Origin of the sequence: Amycolatopsis acididurans, from assembly GCF_012328925.1 — a bacterium.
Taxonomy (GTDB): domain Bacteria; phylum Actinomycetota; class Actinomycetes; order Mycobacteriales; family Pseudonocardiaceae; genus Amycolatopsis_E; species Amycolatopsis_E acididurans.
The window spans coordinates 1-15,237 of the sequence record NZ_JAAXLS010000059.1 but is presented as its reverse complement, the minus strand read 5'-3'; the positions used below and the strand labels follow the sequence as shown (position 1 = coordinate 15,237).

Annotated in this window: 14 protein-coding genes and 2 pseudogenes; 6 read left to right on the top strand and 10 right to left on the bottom strand. The window is 68.3% G+C overall.

Annotated features, from left to right (window positions below; genetic code table 11):
• Nucleotides 1–83: 83 nt before the first annotated feature.
• Both HFP15_RS37405 and HFP15_RS42365 read right to left on the bottom strand, forming a co-directional pair.
• The gene (locus HFP15_RS37405) at nt 84–4,409 is read right to left on the bottom strand and encodes a cation-translocating P-type ATPase (protein ID WP_168522471.1); all 4,326 of its coding nucleotides are present in this window, start codon (nt 4,407–4,409) and stop codon (nt 84–86) included.
• 6 nt (nt 4,410–4,415) lie between these two features.
• Entirely contained in the window at nt 4,416–4,940 is a 525-nt protein-coding gene (locus HFP15_RS42365; RefSeq protein WP_210718393.1) for a hypothetical protein, read from the bottom strand.
• A gap of 256 nt (nt 4,941–5,196) precedes the next feature.
• Here HFP15_RS42365 and HFP15_RS37395 point away from each other — a divergent pair, with 256 nt between their 5' ends.
• Together HFP15_RS37395 and HFP15_RS37390 are read left to right on the top strand one after the other, a co-directional pair.
• Complete coding sequence (locus HFP15_RS37395) at nt 5,197–5,772, top strand: cadmium resistance transporter (RefSeq protein WP_168522469.1); 576 nt, start codon at nt 5,197–5,199, stop codon at nt 5,770–5,772.
• Nucleotides 5,773–5,989: 217 nt separating this feature from the next.
• On the top strand, nt 5,990–7,342 hold the full coding sequence (locus HFP15_RS37390; protein WP_168522467.1) for an alkaline phosphatase family protein: 1,353 nt from the start codon (nt 5,990–5,992) through the stop codon (nt 7,340–7,342).
• 189 nt (nt 7,343–7,531) lie between these two features.
• Here HFP15_RS37390 and HFP15_RS44240 read toward each other — a convergent pair.
• Nucleotides 7,532–7,639: pseudogene (locus HFP15_RS44240) on the bottom strand (hypothetical protein); the annotation flags it as partial.
• A gap of 270 nt (nt 7,640–7,909) precedes the next feature.
• On the opposite strand from HFP15_RS44240, the gene HFP15_RS37385 reads away from it, so the two are divergent.
• Both HFP15_RS37385 and HFP15_RS37380 read left to right on the top strand, forming a co-directional pair.
• On the top strand, nt 7,910–9,202 hold the full coding sequence (locus tag HFP15_RS37385) for an alkaline phosphatase family protein (RefSeq protein WP_168522465.1): 1,293 nt from the start codon (nt 7,910–7,912) through the stop codon (nt 9,200–9,202).
• Entirely contained in the window at nt 9,187–10,272 is a 1,086-nt protein-coding gene (locus HFP15_RS37380; protein ID WP_246272394.1) for an alkaline phosphatase family protein, read from the top strand. Before HFP15_RS37385 ends, HFP15_RS37380 begins: the two co-directional genes overlap by 16 nt.
• A gap of 99 nt (nt 10,273–10,371) precedes the next feature.
• Here HFP15_RS37380 and HFP15_RS37375 read toward each other — a convergent pair whose 3' ends face one another.
• The 6 genes from HFP15_RS37375 to HFP15_RS37350 all read right to left on the bottom strand — a co-directional run bounded on the left by HFP15_RS37375 (nt 10,372) and on the right by HFP15_RS37350 (nt 13,614).
• Complete coding sequence (locus HFP15_RS37375) at nt 10,372–10,512, bottom strand: hypothetical protein (RefSeq protein ID WP_168522463.1); 141 nt, start codon at nt 10,510–10,512, stop codon at nt 10,372–10,374.
• A 480-nt stretch (nt 10,513–10,992) separates the two neighbouring features.
• Nucleotides 10,993–11,319 (bottom strand): hypothetical protein, encoded by a 327-nt coding sequence (locus HFP15_RS37370; RefSeq protein ID WP_168522462.1) that lies wholly within the window; start codon nt 11,317–11,319, stop codon nt 10,993–10,995.
• 40 nt (nt 11,320–11,359) lie between these two features.
• Entirely contained in the window at nt 11,360–11,611 is a 252-nt protein-coding gene (locus tag HFP15_RS37365; RefSeq protein ID WP_168522460.1) for a GntR family transcriptional regulator, read from the bottom strand.
• A complete protein-coding gene (locus HFP15_RS37360) occupies nt 11,608–11,919 on the bottom strand; it encodes a hypothetical protein (protein ID WP_168522458.1) in 312 nt (103 codons plus the stop codon). Before HFP15_RS37360 ends, HFP15_RS37365 begins: the two co-directional genes overlap by 4 nt.
• Nucleotides 11,916–12,284 (bottom strand): hypothetical protein, encoded by a 369-nt coding sequence (locus tag HFP15_RS42360; protein ID WP_210718391.1) that lies wholly within the window; start codon nt 12,282–12,284, stop codon nt 11,916–11,918. The genes HFP15_RS37360 and HFP15_RS42360 overlap by 4 nt, the downstream gene beginning before the upstream one ends.
• Before the next feature lie 133 nt (nt 12,285–12,417).
• Nucleotides 12,418–13,614 carry a helix-turn-helix domain-containing protein gene (locus tag HFP15_RS37350; RefSeq protein WP_168522456.1) on the bottom strand — a complete coding sequence of 399 codons (1,197 nt, stop codon included), beginning with the start codon at nt 13,612–13,614 and terminating at the stop codon, nt 12,418–12,420.
• 88 nt (nt 13,615–13,702) lie between these two features.
• Here HFP15_RS37350 and HFP15_RS37345 point away from each other — a divergent pair, with 88 nt between their 5' ends.
• Both HFP15_RS37345 and HFP15_RS37340 read left to right on the top strand, forming a co-directional pair.
• Complete coding sequence (locus HFP15_RS37345) at nt 13,703–14,410, top strand: HAD family hydrolase (protein ID WP_168522454.1); 708 nt, start codon at nt 13,703–13,705, stop codon at nt 14,408–14,410.
• A gap of 77 nt (nt 14,411–14,487) precedes the next feature.
• Nucleotides 14,488–14,927, top strand: a pseudogene (locus tag HFP15_RS37340) (NUDIX domain-containing protein); the annotation flags it as partial.
• A 52-nt stretch (nt 14,928–14,979) separates the two neighbouring features.
• On the opposite strand, the gene HFP15_RS37335 reads toward HFP15_RS37340, so the two are convergent.
• On the bottom strand, nt 14,980–15,123 hold the full coding sequence (locus tag HFP15_RS37335; protein WP_168522452.1) for a hypothetical protein: 144 nt from the start codon (nt 15,121–15,123) through the stop codon (nt 14,980–14,982).
• Nucleotides 15,124–15,237 lie beyond the last annotated feature (114 nt).

Here is a 15,237-nt window from a genome sequence, read left to right as displayed (position 1 = left end):
ACCGGTTGACCAGGGTGGCTCGTCGGGGTGTTGCCCGGGTTGTGCGCGGGTGGTCAGCGGATGAACCGCGGTTGACAGACTGGCTAGCGATGTAACAGCTCGGCGGCGCCGGCCGCGGCCGCCGCTCCTGCGGCGATGCCCCACTGGTGCGGTAACAGGGGCCGGCAGCCGAAGAACTGGCTCAGTCCCGGGATCTGGACCACGACGGCAAGTGCCGCGAGTGATCCGGCGGTCGCGGCGGCCACGAGCGGGGTGCGGCCGCGCATCGTGACGGTCTGGGCGAGCTGGCCGCCGATGAGCGCCACGAGTGCGGTGGTGCTGGCCTGGGCGTGCGTGCTGACCGGGCGGGCCAGGAGCCACCCGGCCGCGGCGGCACCCGCGGTGATCGCTGCCCGCCGGTACACGTCGCGCAGCAATATCCCACCGAGTGAGGCCTCCGGCCCCTCCGCGAGGAGTTCTTCGGTCGTGGTGCCGACCGGGGGCCGCACGGCCACGGCCATGGCGGGCAGAACGTCGGTGAGCAGGTTGACCAGCAGCAGCTGCCGGGCGTTGAGCGCGTCGGTCGCGCTGGCCACACCGGAGACCACGGTGAACAGGATCTCACCGAGGTTGCCGCCGAGCAGGATGCCCACGGCGTCGCGGACGGAGGACCACATCGCGCGGCCCTCGACGAGGGCGGCGGTGATGGTTTCGATTCGGTCGTCGACGACGACCAGGTCCGCCGCCTCGCGTGCCGCGGGGGTGGCACGGTGACCGAGTGCGATTCCCACGTGCGCGAGGCGGATGGCGGGGGCGTCGTTGGCTCCATCGCCGGTCATCGCCACCACCCGGCCCGCCTCGCGCAGCTGCCGCACGAGGCGTGCCTTCTGGGCCGGGCTGACGCGGGCGAAGACCGCGACATCGGCCAGGACACCGGGAAGCTCCTCGTCGGTGAGCCGGTCCAGCTCGGCTCCGGTCAGGACCCGCCGGCCGTTGATCATGTCGAGTTCGGCGCCGATCGCCGCGGCTGTGCTCGGGTGGTCTCCGGTGACCATGACGACGTTCACCCCCGCGTCGCGTAGCTGGCTCACCGCGGCCGCCGCGGTGGCCCGGACGGGATCGGCCAGTGCCACGAAACCGCGCAGGTCGAGGTTCTGGATGCGATCGTCGTCGAGCTCGGTGCGGTCGGACGCGGCGCGTTCACCGACGGCGAGGACCCGGTATCCGCCACGGGTGAGGCGCTCGATCTCGGCGTCGACCCGCCTGCGGGCGTCGTCGTCGAGCAGCTGTCCCTGCCAGCTGGTGCACCGCGGAAGCAGCACCTCGGGGGCGCCTTTGACGCTCAGGAGCAGGCCGTCGGGCCCTCGCGCGAGGGTCGCGTGGTAGCCGCGAGCGGGTTCGAAGGCGATGTCGGCGACCCAGGTGAGTGCGCCCATGCGGCCTTGGGGTGTGACGCCGGCGGCGCGCCCGCCCTCGAGCACCGCGCGATCGGTCGGGTGGGGCACCGCGGCGCCATCCTCATGCCAGGGACTCGCCCGCATCGCCGCGGCGAGCACAGCGCGCAGGGTGGCGCCGAGGTCCTCCATCTTCTCGTCGTGGGTGCCGTCGGAGACCCGCCGCAGCGCGATGTGGCCCTCGGTCAGCGTGCCGGTCTTGTCGAAGCACAGCACATCGACGCGGCCGAGCGCTTCGATGGTGCTCGCGGCGCGCACCAGCACGCCGCGATGCGCCAGCCGGCGCGCGGAGGCGAGTTCGGCGACGGTGGCCACGAACGGCAGCCCCTCCGGCACCGCCGCGACCGCAAGACTCACGGCCGGCGCCAGGGAGCCTGCGATGCCCCGGCCGCGCAGCAGGTTCACGACCAACAGCGCGATCCCCGCACCGACGGCGATCGGAAGCGTGCGGCCCGACAGCGCGCTCAGCCGGGTCTCCACCCCCGTTTCGGGCCGGTCGCCGTTGGCCTGGGCGCTGCGGCCGGCTTCGGTGCGGGCGCCGGTGGCCACGACCACGGCGACCGCGCGGCCCGCGGCCACGACCGTGCCCTGGTAGATCATGCAGAACCGGTCAGCGATCGCGCCGGCGGTCGTGGCCCGCACCGACTTCGTGACGAGCTGGGACTCGCCGGTGAGGCTGGACTCGTCGACCTCCAGACCGGGCGCTTCCAGCAGCCGGCAGTCGGCCGGAACGACGTCACCGGCCTGCAGCTCGATCACGTCCCCCGGGGCCAGCTCTTCCGAGGTCGCCTCACGCGCGTGCCCGCCGCGGCGGACCCGGACCCTGCTGGTGCTGGCGGTCAGCAACTGCCGCAGTTCACGCCCCGCTCCCACCCTTTCGGCGCCACCGATCAGGGCGTTGAGCGCGAGAACCCCGGCGATGAGCACCGCATCCCCCACCGAGCCGATGCTCGCCGAAATGCCGGCGCCCGCGGCCAGGGCCGGTGTCAGCGGAGTGGCGAGCTCATCGAGCGAGGCTCGCGCCAGTCCCGGGTCTGTGATAGCGGCTTCGTCCGGAGTGCGTCCATGCCGGCGCGCGGCTTCCGGATCCGGCAGCCCTTCGCGGGTCGTCGACAGCGAACTCAGCACCGCCCGCCGTGACATCGCGTGCCAGGGGGTGCGGTCCACCGGGACGGGTGCGGGCCGGGTGGCGAGGGTGAGGGCGCGCCAGGTGCCGACGCCGAGTGACAGCACCGCCGTCAGGTGCACGGGGAACGACGCTCGTGCCGTGGCACCCGCGGGCGGGCCGAACCCGCCGAGCAGCGCGCCGGTCACCGAGCCCGCCAGTGACAGGCGCGCGGCGTCCCGGCTCGTCCGCCGTGCCGTGGGAACGGCCGAGAGCAGCAGGCAGGCCTGTCGCGCGTCCGGGCAGACGACGTCGGCGCCCCAGGGCACCCACCCGGACCGCCCGCGCAGGCCGATCCCGACATCGGCCAGTGCCAGGGCGGCGCGGTCGCGTGTTACCACCGCGACAACCCGGCCCTCGGCCTGCAGGTGCGCGACCTGCTCAACGGTGTCCGCCTCCAGCGGCGGCTGGTCGACCCGCAGCCGCCGCGCCAGCCCCGTATCCGCCCCGGCGAGGAGCACGGTGCCGCTCTCACGTGCCGCCTCGACGAGCGCCTCCGCCATGGGATCGAGTTCCGGCAGCACCCGCACCAGCGCCACCGGCACAGCCGCGTAGGACATCACAAGCGTCAGGGCGCCCTCGGCGGAGGGCTCCCCGGCACGACGCCCCAGCTCACCCGATGACGCGGCCTCGATCGGCGTGACGGCCCACTCATCGTGTTCACGACGGCGACGCGGGTGCCGTCGGTCCACCAGGTCATGGGCATGGCGGGACAACTCGGCGTCGTCGCGCTGATCACCGACGGCTTCCACGGCGTCGATCGTGTACCTGCCCGTCAGCAACAGCGCCGGATCGAGCACCGCGACGTCGACACGATCGAGCCTGCGCAGGGCATCGGGCTCGAGAACCAGCGAACCCGACCGCGAGAAATCCCGGGCCACCCGGCTCGCGAACCCCTCGCGACCCACCTTCGCCGCGCGCGGCACCCCCGCGGTCAGCACGGCGCCGGCCCGCTCAGCGTTCCGGGCGGCGACGCGCACCCCCGCGTAGCCGGCCACGGCGAGCGCGGCCGAGGCCGTCGCGACCTTCTCGACCGGACCGTCCGGCACCGGCACCGGACGGTCGCGGTAGTCCATCGGGCCGGCCTCGTGCGCCCCGGCGCGGGTCGCCGTCGCGCGTTCCCACCGCTGCCACGCCTGCTGCCTACCGGCCGCCTCGCCGCGCAGCAGGAACCGGTATCCCGCGTCGGTGAGCAGGCCGAAAGGCCTGCGGGCCGCGATCTGACCGGCCACCCCGGTGAACGCGAACACCGCATCGGTTGCCGGGCGACCCAACGCGGCTTCCACGACGCCGCGCAGCAGCGGCGTCGAGTCCACCAGCGCAGTGATCGTCGGCCACATCGACCGCAAGCCCGGCACGGGCAACACGCTGGTGGCGGCCGTGTACCCGGCCCCGGCCAGGTTCAGCCCGAACGCCACGACCTCGCGCACCCCCGGGCCCGCATTGCCGGGGTGGGTCGTGCTGGCCGGGGCGCGGCCGTGCTCGGCCAACGGCGCCTGCCGTTCGGCCTCCGCGATCGTGGCGAGCACAGCCCGCCGGTTCGTCACCTCCCGATCACCGACCACCAGCATCCGGCCCAGGTGACCGTTGATCTCGACCCGGCGCACCCCGGGCAGATCCACCAGCCGCTGCCGCAATTCCTCCGCCGCGTCCTCGGTCCCGGGCCGGTGGATACCCGAGACCTCGACGTGGAGCCGGTCCTCCTGCGCCCACACCCGGCGGGTAGCGGGCAGCCCGGCAACCGAGGTCAGGCCGCCCACCACGGGCGCCAGAATCTTGGTAGTGGCCCGGCGCAGCGCAGAGACGAGCATCCGCGGCTACTGCTGGGGTGCGGGCCCGGCGGCCTGGTCCGACCCGCCCGCCGCCGGCGCCGGCGCGCCGTGTTCCGGCTCGCCCCCGGCTTGCGCCTGCGCCCCGGGGGCCGCGGCCGGCGCAGCCTCCGACGTTCCGCCTGCCGGGGCTGTCGACGTCGCCGTGGTGCCGGCACCCGTTTCCGGCGCCGAAGTAGCCGCCGCTTCGGTCGCGGCAGGTGTCGCGGCGCTCGTCGTCTCCGTCGCGCCGCCGGCGCTCGCCGCCGGTTCCTTCCCGGTCACCTCGTGGCGGCGTTGCTCCTCGCCACTCCGGCTCATCACGGCCGCGCCGACACCGATCGCGACAGCCACCGGCCACTCGATCACCTCGGCGGCGGCGAGAACCGCGAGCCCTGCGTAGTACAACGCTTGCCGAGGCGGCGGTAAGAGAGAGCGCGCCGTGTGCGCGGCCGCGGACAACTCCGCACGACCGAGGTGAGGCGTCGGCAGGTGAGGCAGGTGCACCTCCGGCGCACGAAACTGCGCCTTCACGAACGGAAGCTCCACCGTGGCCGTGCGCGGTCCGTGCCCCGGTTTCGCTTCCGAGCCCGACCCCCGTGCGACAGCGGCGGTATTGGCGGCAGTCTGGGTGGTCCCAGAAGACTCCGTGGACATCGTCGCCCCCCTCGAAGTGGCGTGCGCGAGACCCGATCGACGTTACGACACAACCAATATCAAGTGAACCGGCAGCACTACAGAAAGCGCCTCGCCCATCGCGATTCCCTCGCAATGGTGCCATCCTGGCCCGGTGCCGTTCCTCCTCGGCACGATCGCTACCGCGGCAGGTGCGTTCACCGCCACCAACCTCGACGCCCTCGTGCTGTTGATCGTGCTGTTCGCGAAGTCCCGGGCCGACGGAAAACGCGCCTGGCGGGTGATTCTCGGCCAGTTCGTGGTGTTCGCATTCCTCATCGTCGTCAGCGGTGCCCTGGCCGCGACGCTCGGACTCGTCTCGCTGCGCTGGACCGGCCTGCTGGGAGTCGTGCCGGTACTGCTCGGACTGCGCGGACTCTGGCTGGCACACCGCGCTGACGACACCGAACCCACGGTCGGCGACAGCCTCGCCTCGATCATCACGCTGACCCTGTCGGTGTGCGCCGACAACCTCTCCGTGTACATCGTCGTCTTCCGAACCCAGCCGGTCGCGCAATCCGCACTCACCGTCGCCGTATTCGCGGTCCTCGAAGTACTGTGGTGCGCGATCGGATACCTCACAGCGACCCGAAAGACGATCACCCATCTGCTGCGCCGGATCGGCCGCTGGCTCGTGCCCGCCCTGTTCCTCGCGATCGGCACCACCATCCTCGTCCGGTACGCCATCTGATCGGCGAGCGGGAAAACGACACAACCGGTTCCGTTCCGGTCACGTCCTGCAGCCGCCCGAACAGTTCTTGCCACGTTTTCGGCGGCGACTTTTGCCCGGCTTGTCTCAGGTAGGTGCTCTTCGACTCGCGGCCACACCTCGTTTTCCGGTTGTACGTCTGCGTGTAGTCATGCCGATTAATGTCCCGGATCTAGCCAGCTGACTGGAGGTCCTTTCCGTGAGACGACTTGGAGTTGCGCTGGCCGCGTTCGCGGCCGCCGCGGCGACCACTGCTGCCACATCCGCTGCCGCCGGTGCACCCGAGTCCGGCCACGGACACGGCACCGCACTTCCCGATGGTGCGATCAAGCACGTCATGGTGATCGACCTCGAGAACGAAGATTTCGGCACCTCGTTCGGCCCGGCATCCCCCGCGCGCTACCTCAACGAGGCCCTGGTCCCGCAAGGCCAGCTCATGACCCAGTACTACGCCACCGGGCACTTCAGCACCGACAACTACCTCGCGCAGATCTCCGGGCAGGCACCGAACCGGGTGTCCGGCAACGACTGCATCACCAACACCACCACGTTCGCCTCGACCTATACCGACGTCACGCCCGGCACGCTCGACCCGGATCAGGCCCGCTACCCGGGCCAGGTCGACGGCAGTGGGTGCGTCTACCCCGCCGCCGTGCAGACCATCGGCGCACAACTCGACCAGCAGCACCACGGGGCCGGTCAGGTGGCATGGCGCCAGTACGCCGAGGACATGGGCAACGACCCGGCCCGCGACGTCGGCACCCCCGACCCGCTCGGCGGCACGGACTGCGCCCACCCGGCCAAGGACGGCGCCTTCCCGAACCGGGCGACCACCACCGACCAGTACGCCATCCGGCACGTGCCTTTCCTGTTCTTCCACTCCGTCACCGACAACGCCGCCTACTGCGCGCAGCACGTCGTGCCGCTGGGCACCGTCACCACCGGCTCCACCGGCGACACCTTCCAGGGCCACCTCGCCCAGGACCTCGCCCACGCGAACACCACGCCCGCGTTTGCCATGGTCACGCCCAACGTGTGCAACGACGGACACGACGCCACCTGCACCGGACCCAACACCGAGGGCGGCCACACCGGCGGCCTTGTCGGCGCCGACCTGTGGCTCAAACACTGGATGCCGCTGATCCTCAACTCACCCGCCTACCGCAGCGGCAGCATGCTCGTCCTGCTCACCTTCGACGAATCCGCCCTCACCGACACCACCGCCTGCTGCAACGAACAACCCGGCCCCGACAACGCCAACCCCGGATACCCGCCGCTTGCCGCCAGCTTCGGCACCCTCCCACCGCCGACCGCCCCCGGCCAGTACCCGGGCGGCGGCCGGACCGGCGCCGTCGCCCTCAACGCCAAGTGGATCCAGCCGGGCAGCGTCAACGACACCCCCTACAACCACTACTCGGCGCTACGCAGTTATGAAGACCTCCTCGGAATCAAGACCGGAGGATCCGACGGCCAGGGACACCTCGGCTTCGCCGGACAGACCGGCTTGCGACCGTTCGGGGCCGACGTCTTCGCCGGGCGCACCACGCCCTGACGGGCAACCTGGCGAACAGATCCCCGGCACCGCGCCTGCGGTCGGGCCGTAGCCTCGCCCGGCCCGACCGCAGGTTTCAGCTTCCGGGCAAGCCCTTTCGTGGCCGCTCAGCCTTCGACCCGGTCCGCCACGGTGACGCACCGAAAACCGGTATCGTCGTCGCACATCGTGGCGGCTGCGTCGTTGAACGACGACGGGGTGGCGCGACTGAACGGACTGGATTACGCGCCGCCTCTGAGCTCGCGCCTGCCTGTTTTGCTCTCGGTCGAAGCACCACTCCCAGACGTTGCCGCACATGCCGTAGACGCCGCTGTCCACCTTGGACCATGGGGCGAGCGTCGACCGGGTGCCGAACTTCGCTGCTGCCGACCAGCGAGAGCCGGCCGTCGCTCTCGCCGGCCGGGACGAGGGAACCGCCGGTCAAGTAGGCCCGCAGGAGACGGCCACAGTTGCTTGACCGCCACCTGCCGCTGCGGCCGCTCGTCGATCGCGAGCCGCACCCCACCCAAGCGCATAATCCCGACGATCACGCCGGGCAGGTGTCCGGAAGTTGAACATTCGTGGTGGGTGATACTCATCGGTAACTTAGCGGGCTATAACGTTCGGGTGACTGCTTCACGACGACAGTTCCTCGCCGGCGCGGCCTCGGCCGCGGTGGCGGCCAGCTTTGGACCCGAGGTCTCGGCGGCGACATCACCCCTACCTGCGCCAGATTCGTCCGGGATCGACCACGTTGTCGTGGTCATGATGGAGAACCGCTCGTTCGACCACTTCCTCGGCTGGCTGCCCGGCGCCAACGGCAAGCAGGCCGGACTGACCTACGTGGACTCCAGCGGTGTCGCGCACAAGACGTATCATCTGGACGACTTCCAGGGGTGCGCGCATCCTGATCCGGACCACAGCTTCGAGGGCGGGCGGGTCGAGTACAACGACGGCAAGTGTGACGGCTGGCTGCGAGCCGGCAGCAACGATGTGTTCAGCATCGGCTACTACCTCCAGCAGGACCTGCCCTTCTATGGTCAGGCCACGCCGTACTGGACGGTGTGCGACAACTACTTTTCGGCGATCATGGCCGAGACCTATCCGAACCGGTTCTACCAGCACTCCGCGCAAACCGACCGGATCCACAACTCGACCACGATCTCCACGCTGCCGACGATCTGGGACCGCCTGGCCGCGGCGGGCCTGCAGGGGCGCTACTACTTCTACGACGTGCCCTTCACCGCGCTGTGGGGTACGAAGTACCAGTCGATCAGCCGTCCGTACACCGAGTTCCTGAGCGACTGCGCGGCCGGCACGCTGCCACAGGTGTCCTTTGTGGATCCCAAGTTCCTCGACGAGGACACCGGAAGCTCCGCCGATGACCATCCGCACGCGGACATCAGGGCTGGACAGTCCTTTCTGGACCAGGTATATCGCGCGGTGACCAGCAGCCCAGCCTGGGAACGCACGCTGCTCGTCATCAACTACGACGAGTGGGGCGGCTTCTTCGACCACGTACCGCCCGCCGTCGCCCCGGACGCCAACCCCGACTGGGGCTTGCGTGGATTCCGGGTTCCGTGCCTGGTGATCTCCCCGCGAGCGCGGCGCAATTACGTCGCACACAACGTGTACGACCACACCTCGATCCTCAAAACAGTGGAGTGGCGGTGGAACCTGTCGCCGCTGACGGTGCGAGACGCGGGCGCGCGCAACCTGGCCGAGGTGCTCGACTTCACCAACCCGCCGAACCTGACCGCGCCACAATGGCCGGTGCCGCAGGTGGTGGGGTCGCCGTGCGCGATCAGCCAGTACACCGACTACGAACAGTGGGTCGCGCTGAAGACGCTGGCGCAGGACAACGGATGGACGCTGTCATGAAGCTCAAGTACCTGGCCGTCGCGGCGCTGATCGCGGCCTCACTCGGCGTGGCCGGATCGGCGAGCGCCGCTGGCGCACCGCCGCAGATCGGGCACGTGTTCGTCATCAACCTGGAGAACAAGGGATACGACGAGACCTGGGGACCCGGATCGGCGGCACCGTACCTCAGCCAGACACTGCGGGAGCAAGGCGTCCTGCTGAGCCAGTACTACGGGATCGGGCACAACAGCCTCGACAACTACATCGCCCAGATCTCCGGCCAGGGACCGAACACCGAAACCCAGGCGGACTGCCAGGTATACGACGAGTTCACCCAGACCGGCCAGGCCGATCCCGGCCAGGCCGTGGGCCAGGGCTGCGTCTACCCGGCCTCCGTGCCGACCCTGCCGAGCCAGCTCACCACGGCCGGACAGACCTGGAAAGCGTATTTGGAGGACATGGGCACGCCGTGCCGTCACCCGGCGATCGGTGCGGTCGATGATACGCAGAAAGCCAAGGTCGGTGACCAATACGCGGCACGGCACAACCCATTCGTCTACTTCCACTCCATCATCGACACGCCCGCCTGCGGGGCCGACGTCGACCTCTCGCAGCTGCCGAACGACCTGGCCTCGCCGCGAACCACGCCGAACCTCACCTACATCACCCCGAACCTATGCCACGACGGCCACGACGCCCCCTGCGTCGACGGCGAGCCCGGCGGCCTGGTCTCGGCCGATGCCTGGTTGCGCCAATGGGTCCCGGTGATCACCTCCTCCCCCGCGTTCAGCCAGGACGGGATGCTCGTGATCACCTTCGACGAATCCGACGGGCCTTCTTCCGACTCCAGCGCCTGCTGCGGTGAGGGCCCCGGCCCCAACACCGCGTTGCCGGGCATCACCGGGCTCGGCGGCGGCCGAACCGGGGCGCTGGTGCTGTCGAAGTACACCGCACCCGGCAGCTGGAACGACCGCTCCTACAACCACTACAGCCTGCTGGCCAGCATCGAGAACCTATTCGGCCTACCGCACCTCGGGTACGCGGCCAGCACCGGACTGAACACCTTCGGCCTCGACGTCTACAACCGCTGACCCCGGGCACTCCACCCAGATCCACTATCAGCCGGCGAGCCAACGCCACAATTCGACAGTCCTAGTTAGTCCTCTGGCGCAAGGTGATCCTCAAGCCGCTCACAGCCGAGGAACGATTCTCGCCAAAACGTCGCCCGGTGCAGCACCTTTGTCCACGCCGGGATCGGCCGGGCGGCCGCCGCCCAGCGCGACCGCGACCGCCGGATCCACCACGATCTTGCCCAGATCTTGCACCGCCAAGGTTTCCCCACCACGCCAGCGCCATTAAGAACTCACCCGTCAGCCCGGCCAAATCCTTCCGTGCCCTGGGCGACCCCGCGCGCCTGCGGCTACCGGCGTTTCTGCCATACATACGAGGAGCACACCGTCACCGAGTGCGTCGAGCACGTCTGCCTGACCCCGGGGTACAGCCTCCACGGACCTGGGTGTTTGGCGGACTGCGGGTATGTGCAGGCGCGCCGGGGTGTCGGTTCGCGCACTACACGGTCACCGACCCACGCGTGGCCGAACTCGTGGTGCGGGCCCGGTCACTGACCGCGGACAACGCCCCGGCCGCATGCCTAAGCGTCACGTCTGCCACATGAACGAAAGCACCGACGAAGTACTTCTCACTGCCCCACACCAGACCATACACAACCTGTCGGCCACGACGAACGGGACGCCGCGGCCGTAAATGACCAAAGCCACGGGCCTTGCCGCCCACATGGAAGTCGCACCGATTCACCGAAAGCTGCCGCATGCGCCCGCCAGAATGTCCGCCGCATGAGCAAACAGGTCACGCGCTCGCCGGATGCCAGCCAGGTCGAATTCGGCCGTCTCACACCAGCCTTCGATCGACAGCACCGCGCGGGCGCCGGAATCCTTGTCGTGGCAGGCGATCCGCAGCTCGAAGGGGCTGCGACTTGCGAGCTCATCGAGGGCGAGATCGTTCTGCAACGGCCGGAACGTGCCCAAGAGCCGGTCGTGCCGCCAACCACCGTCACCCCGATGGTGTTCGGTTTTCTCATCACACCAAGGAAAATGGCGGATCTCAGTGTCACGTCTCATTGTGGTTCACCCTTCCTGCTGCTGTGCCACATCGCTGGGGTCACTGTTCGCGACCAGCCACATAGGTTCCTTTTGACCGCAAGGTGATGACCAGACCACGTCTCACCAAGATGCGCGTCGCATGACGAGCCGTCCCCAGCGAAACGCCGTACTCCTCCGCGAGCCGCCGCTCGCTGGGCAAGAGTTCATGTTCCGCCAGCTCACCTGATCCGATCCGCGACGCCAGATGATCCGCCATCGCCTCATAGAGATAGCCCGGTTCCTGCGGATCGAACCCAGTGGGCCCTGTCATATCGCTCCTCCCTCCTCCTCAAGCGCGGTGGTAAACCCGTGGACGATGATCTCGTGATCGACTTCGCTGATGTGCACAAGCGTGATGCGCTCGGCGGCGCGGGCGGCGAACAAGGCGGATTCCACACATTGTTGAAGGTCTCGATGCTCGGTATCACGCATAACGCCCGGCAAGTCCATGTCCGCTTTTCCAACCTCAGCGACCTGCTGATGAAGCCGCAGCAGCGCGTTGATGGCGTCGTCGACGCCGTCGCGCAGGTTTCGCGCTCGGACGCTGAGTTGGTGATAGTAGCCACGCGTGTCACTCATGTCAGGTCCCGGCAACGGCTTTCGACATCGAACCCGTCGACTGCGGTCGGACCCGAAGCATTTTCATGGGTTAGCGGCTGGGCGATGAGAACGTCGCGCAATACCGCACGCAGCCGCCCGGCCTCCACGTTGCTCAGCCGTGCGCTATGTCCGTCGGCAAGCTGAACCTCAACGACTTCAGCGGCCCGGCGCTGCACGAGCAACGCCGAACGACGCCCTTTCAGGTCGCGGCAACTCACCCTGCGCTGGTGCCAACCCAGACGGCGAAGCAACACTGCAGCGGGAACCGACCGCTCAGAACACGATGTCACTGAATGCCGTGCCTGGAGCGACTTTTTCAAATCTGGTGAGGGGTTCTTCGTCATACGGCAACCTTCTTCCGTCTCTATTTGGTCCGTCTTCGCGCGGCAATCCGCGGCACCTAGGACGCAGACGGTACGACGGTTACTGGCAGGTAATCCGAGCTGTGCGTTCGGGGCGACCGACAGTCGGGTCAGCTCACACCAGCACGCCGACGCGGCCGGCCAAACGGGCTGTTTGCTGGCCGACCGTGCGGTTTCCTTTGTTTACGACCGCTTTCATGACCTGATGCGCTGCGGGGCGATGGCGCAGATCCTCGGGCGCTTCCGCCTCCGCGGTCTGTAGGATCACGAGCGCACTGGCGTAGTCGCGCCGTTGCTGGTATCCCCTGGCCTGATCGATGAGGAACGCGACACGACGTTCGATTGAAGGCGAGCGACCATGTTCGACGCGCTCAGCCAAACGTAAACCTTCGACTGCTTCACCGGTCTCGACCTCGACGTTCACCGCGTACATCGCAACGTTCGTCGGCCCGAACGCAGTCCAGCAGGCGTTCCGTTCCCCGGTTTTCCCGGCCAAGGGGACAACATCGTGCAGACGCTCGCGGGCAACCCATTCGTTCCCGCGCCGTGCGGCTGCGACAGCCGCGATCAGCCGCAACGATCCGCACATCGCGGCCGCGTCGGGGTTTCCCTGAGCCATGACGGACCCCAGGTCCTGCACCCCACGCAGCGCGGTTTCTTCAGCACCCTCGTATTGGTGGTCAGCCAACAAAACCTGAGTCATGTTCCACTGCGCGCCGGCGACTCGAACGGGATCGTCCGCTGCTTCGGCGGCACATACAGCCCGGTCGGCAGCGAGCAGCGACAGATCAGTCCGTCCGATCCGTTTCGCGACGGTACGAAGTAGACCGTACATGTCCGCGGCGCAGGCTTGGGCCTTGCGACCGTCCTCGGCGCCACCTGAAAGGCCTTCCCGCACAGCGACGATCAAACCGGGCAACTCGGCGGTCACGGTGCTATACCGCGCTGGCGACGTCTGCCACGTATGCCAGGCCGTCAAGACCTCCCGATGTAGGTCACGCTGGGGCAACGCAGTGGTTTGCGGCGGCAGCGGGCAGGTCAACGCCCGATAGATGGCATCGGCGGCCTCCGGCATGGAACACCCGGGCGGCTCGGGATGCGTCCGGCTTACGAGATCGCCGAGTCCTACGCCGAGGACTTCGGCCAACTGCGCAAGAACGGCGAGCGTGGGAAGCTTCTGGCCTCGTTCGATTTGGTAGAGGTAGTCGGGCGTGATGCCGGCCAGTCCGGCGACGACTGTCTTGGCCTTGCGAGCAGTGGTGCGGTAGAACCGGACCCGTTCGCCCACGATGTGCGCCAAGGACTCGTTCATCGTCCTTCCACATTCCTCCGACGACGCTGTGACCAGCGCAGATGGTACCCCGCCTCTTCCAATTCGTCATGGCTGGGAGACTTTATGCATGCCTGAGTCTCCGGAGTCACCCCGCACTCTCGTTCTTTGGGATGTCGACCACACTCTGATCGAGACGCGTGGCGTCGGCCGAGCCATCTACGATCGCGCTTTCCCTGCTGCTACGGGGAAAGCGTTGGCAAACCTCGCCGAGATATCGGGGCGGACAGAGTTGGACATCATGGCGGAGTCACTGCGCATCAACGGGATCGAGCCGGATGCTGTCACGGTCGGGAAGCTGGCGGCAGCACTCGTCCAAGGCTACGAGACTCGCCGCCGTGAACTCGCGACGATCAGCCGTGCGTTGCCAGGCGCGGACGACACTCTCACCGCGTTCGCCGCCGAACCGCGGATTCATCAAGGTGTACTAACTGGCAACCTCCGCGAGGTCGCGCGGATCAAGCTGGAGGTCTTCGGACTCGACCGCTACCTCGATCTGGACAGCAGCGCTTATGGCGATGACGACCGCAGCCGTCCGGCGCTTGTGACCATCGCCCAACAGCGTGCCAGGAATCGAACCGGCGAGATCTTCGACAATGGCCACACCGTGCTCATTGGGGACACCGTCAACGACGTGCAGGCCGCCCTCACCGCCGGAGTCCGTGTAGTCGGGGTAGCTACCGGCAAGACGACCGCAACCGCGCTACACGACGCGGGCGCACAGATTGTGGTCGAAAAACTCACACCTGCGCTGCGTGAGCTCATCCTGAACCGGTAATTCACCCACGGCATAGACTCGAGCGGGTCAACGCGGCCTCAGGCCGTACCGCCGACCTGCTTCTGAGACCGCTACTCATGGCCGACCGCCATTTGATCGACGTCCACGTACTGCTCGTTCGCGCCGGCGAAGTGCTACTCGCCCGACGGCGAGATCCAAACCCCGCTTCGACGGGTTATGGCACCTCCCATCCGGCAATCTCGACGCGGGCGAATCCGTTCTGACAGCCGCGGCCCGCGAAGCCGAAGAAGAAGTCGGCGTTGTCATCGACCAGACCAATCTCCAGCATGTCCACACCCTGCACGTCAACGGCTCTGGGCTCGAGCCCCGCCTCGGCTTGTTCTTCGCGACTCACCACTGGCTCGGTGAGCCCATCAACCGTGAACCGGACAAATGCTCCGGCCTCGCCTGGTTCTCCCTCGACCAACTCCCTGACGACCTGATCGAGTACCCCGCTGCAGGCCTCTCCGCTTACCGCGACGGCCTCACGTTCGCCGTACACGACTGGAACAGCCAAGGCCGAACCTTCCCCACTCCTACGCCAGCGTCCGATTCGCCGGAGTCCGGCCTTACAGTGACGCGGCGAGGATCGTTGCCAACGCACCGATCAGGAGAAACGGCCCCATCGGCAACTCCGCACCCGCCTTCCGAACCCCGGTCACGCGGAGAGTCAGCAACAGCGCCGCCGCCGCGAGCCATCCGGGGTCTGTCAAACGAGCGGTGTAACTCGGGTTGAAGGGGAACTACTTGCGTCCGGCGGCCAGACGGCCGTCGAAGGCGATCTCGAACGCGTTCAGCGCGGGTTTCCACCGCATCGTCCAGCGTTT

Coding starts and splice junctions, on each gene's coding strand:
- HFP15_RS37350 (WP_168522456.1), bottom strand. CDS start 13,614: ATGAACGAGTCCTTGGCGCACATCGTGGGCGAACGGGTCCGGTTCTAC.
- HFP15_RS37360 (WP_168522458.1), bottom strand. CDS start 11,919: ATGAGTGACACGCGTGGCTACTATCACCAACTCAGCGTCCGAGCGCGA.
- HFP15_RS37380 (WP_246272394.1), top strand. CDS start 9,187: ATGGACGCTGTCATGAAGCTCAAGTACCTGGCCGTCGCGGCGCTGATC.
- HFP15_RS37405 (WP_168522471.1), bottom strand. CDS start 4,409: ATGCTCGTCTCTGCGCTGCGCCGGGCCACTACCAAGATTCTGGCGCCC.
- HFP15_RS37345 (WP_168522454.1), top strand. CDS start 13,703: ATGCCTGAGTCTCCGGAGTCACCCCGCACTCTCGTTCTTTGGGATGTC.
- HFP15_RS37365 (WP_168522460.1), bottom strand. CDS start 11,611: ATGACAGGGCCCACTGGGTTCGATCCGCAGGAACCGGGCTATCTCTAT.
- HFP15_RS42360 (WP_210718391.1), bottom strand. CDS start 12,284: ATGACGAAGAACCCCTCACCAGATTTGAAAAAGTCGCTCCAGGCACGG.
- HFP15_RS37370 (WP_168522462.1), bottom strand. CDS start 11,319: ATGAGACGTGACACTGAGATCCGCCATTTTCCTTGGTGTGATGAGAAA.